General features: G+C 50.6%; 3 protein-coding genes. 2 read left to right on the top strand and 1 reads right to left on the bottom strand.

Translation table 11 applies throughout. The features are described from left to right. Nucleotides 1–1,426: NAD-dependent DNA ligase LigA (ligA, locus tag NZ772_16485; GenBank protein ID MCS6815153.1), on the bottom strand; the 1,426-nt coding region annotated here is incomplete at its 3' end. A gap of 155 nt (nucleotides 1,427–1,581) precedes the next feature. Here ligA and NZ772_16480 point away from each other — a divergent pair. Both NZ772_16480 and NZ772_16475 read left to right on the top strand, forming a co-directional pair. Continuing rightward, nucleotides 1,582–2,130: a hypothetical protein gene (locus NZ772_16480; protein ID MCS6815152.1), complete on the top strand. Its 549-nt coding sequence runs from the start codon at nucleotides 1,582–1,584 to the stop codon at nucleotides 2,128–2,130. A 2-nt stretch (nucleotides 2,131–2,132) separates the two neighbouring features. Then, nucleotides 2,133–2,945 (top strand): HAD family hydrolase, encoded by an 813-nt coding sequence (locus NZ772_16475; GenBank protein MCS6815151.1) that lies wholly within the window; start codon nucleotides 2,133–2,135, stop codon nucleotides 2,943–2,945. Nucleotides 2,946–3,013 lie beyond the last annotated feature (68 nt).

Raw genomic sequence — 3,013 nt, 5'->3', positions numbered from 1 at the left:
CCAACTTATCACCCATGCCGTTGATGTCTAAGGCTGGGCGAGAGACCCAGTGGAGAATTGCTCCCCGGACGATCGCTGGACAGGCCGGGTTGACACAGCGAGTTACTGCTTCATCCTCTGGTTTTACCAATGGCTGGGCACATTCAGGACACTCTGTTGGCATCTGTACTACCTCGGCTTGGGAAGGCCGCAGGTCTGGTAACACCCGCACCACTTCTGGGATAATTTCCCCCGCTTTGCGAACCACCACTGTATCTCCCAAGTGCAAATCCAGTTCCACTAGTCGATCGCGGTTGTGCAATGTTGCCCGTGCCACGGTAGTTCCCGCTAGTTGCACGGGGGTTAACTCTGCTACAGGGGTAACGGCACCCGTGCGCCCCACCTGAAAAGTCACGGCTAACAACTTACTGGGGGCTTCTTCTGCTGGATATTTGAGGGCGATCGCCCAACGGGGAAACTTTTGCGTAAAGCCAAGGCGCTTCTGTAGGGCCAAGGAGTTTAACTTCACAACCACACCATCAGTTAGGTAAGGTAATTGCCGCCGCTGCTCTGACCAGCGATCGCAATAGGCCATCACCGCCTGCAATGAGGGACAATGTTCGCTCTCTGGATTGACCCGAAAACCCATCTGTTTTAGCCGTTGCAGCACTTGCCACTGCGTCTGACACTGTGTCTGGCAAGGTTGAGATATGATAGTTTCCCCTGCAACCGCTTCTAGTTCATGCAGGCCGTAGGCAAAAAAATCTAGCCGTCGCTGGGCAACAATGCGAGAGTCAAGTTGGCGCAAAGTGCCTGCCGCAGCATTACGAGGGTTAGCAAATACTGGATCCTCAGCCGCCTCCCGTTCTTGGTTAATCTGGACAAAGGCATCTAACGGCAAAAATGCTTCGCCACGTACTTCTACTACAGAGGGTGGATTCTCTAGATTTAGCCGCAACGGAATCGATCGAATGGCTTTTACATTTTGGGTAATGTCTTCGCCTTGTACCCCATCACCCCTAGTTGCCCCCCGTACCAATACACCATGTTCGTAAGTCAACGCCAAGGCAGAACCATCAATTTTTAGTTCACACACATAGTCAGCCTCTGACACATCTGGAACTATCCTGCGCCAACGTTCTTGCCATGCTGCTAAATCGTTGTAATCGAAGGCATTTTCTAGGCTGTAGAGGGGGATGTTATGCCGCACGGAAATAAACTGACTGGCAGGACGCTCCCCTACCCGTTGGGTAGGACTGTCAGGAGTAATCAGGTCAGGATGTTGTTGCTCTAGGCTATGTAGCTCTTGGTAAAGCCGATCGTAGACAGCATCTTCCATAATGGGTGCATCTAGCACATAGTAGGCATAGCTCGCCTGTTGCAACAATTGACGTAGCTCAATAATGCGATCGGCATCAGACATGAGGTTTAACCGACTGTGGTGCATAAACGACGTGAACTAGGGTCGCAGACAACTCTGAAAACTAATTAAGGTGCGCCAAATTCGAGATTCTGACTATACTTCTTGATCAACAGCAGGTCTATTGTCTGCACCATTCATCCATAGGCTTATCTATTGTTGATAAAGGAGCTATCGTCATCGTGATCCAAACTAATGTTACTAGTGTTTCTAGTCTACAGGCGGAAGTCTCGCGGCTACAGAACGAGCTGCACATGCGCGACCAACTCGTGCAGCAACTATCCCAAGAGCTATTTCGTTTGGTAAAGGGCGATCAAGCTCTACCAGCCAACCCAGAGGCCTCTACTCAGCAACAGGCAGAAATACAGTCCCTGCGGGAGCAGTTGCAAGCTGTAGAACAGCAAGTCAGTTTTTATCAAGAGCAACTGGCTGCTCGTGATGCTGCTCTGAACCAAGCTCAACAATCTGTCCAGGAGCTAACTGATCGCTGTCAAATGTTAGAACAAGTGGTGCAAGAATTACCCCAAGTCTATCGCCGTAAGTTTGCTGAACGCATTGCTCCTATCAGGGAACGAGTTGCCAAGCTACAACAGGAAAACCGTCAACTTCAAGCTGAGTTGCAGAGTGTTAGCTATCGGTTAGCCATGAAGACTCGGCATGTAGATGGCATTGATTTGCCCACGTTTTCTCGATCAATGGTAAGCCTGCCCAGCTTCGGTAATGCTTCTTGATGATGACCATATCGCTGCCCACTATCCTAGCGCTGGATTTCGATGGGGTAATTTGTGATGGCTTAGTTGAGTACTTTCAAACAGCATGGCACGCCTATTGCCAAGTTTGGAATGTAGACGAGTCAACACCACCTGCTGGTTTAGCTGAGGCATTTTATCGGCTGCGCCCAGTGGTGGAAACAGGCTGGGAAATGCCCTTGGTGCTGCGGGCACTGGTGACTGGGGTAACAGAAGCTGAGATTTTGCAAGATTGGCCTACGATCGCTCAAGCCGAGATAGCTGCTAGCCACTGCCAACCGCGAGATTTAGCCCTGGCAGTCGATGGCTATCGTGACCAGTGGATTGCCCGTGACCTTCAGCACTGGTTAGACCAGCATCGATTTTATCCTGGGATTGTTGAGCGCTTGCATCACCTGCTCACCAGCCCTGTGCAACTCTTGATTATTACCACCAAAGAGGGGCGGTTCGTCAGAGAGCTATTACATCAACAGAGCATTACTTTGGAGGACGATCGCATCATCGGCAAGGAATATCAGCGCCCTAAACATGAAAGTTTGCGCCAAGTGCTCACAGCTAACCCCCAGGCCGTCATTTGGTTCGTGGAAGACCGCCTCAAGACTCTGCTCAATATTAAGCAATATCCAGATCTAGATGCCGTGCAATTGTTCTTGGCCGACTGGGGCTATAACACAGCCGCAGAGCGTGAGCTAGCTCAACGAGACGATCGTATCCACTTGCTTTCCCTAGCAACTGTGGCTCAGGACATGGGGATGTGGCCACATCTCAGTGAAGAAAGTAAAGAAAGAGATAGTTAGGACAACGTTGTAGGCTCAGTTTTCAGATAGAGAGTGCTGCACGCGGTCGTAACCTGTCTTCCCTGCTC

Source organism: Cyanobacteriota bacterium, assembly GCA_025054735.1.
GTDB lineage: Bacteria > Cyanobacteriota > Cyanobacteriia > SKYG9 > SKYG9 > SKYG9.
This window is presented reverse-complemented; position numbering and strand designations above follow the sequence as displayed.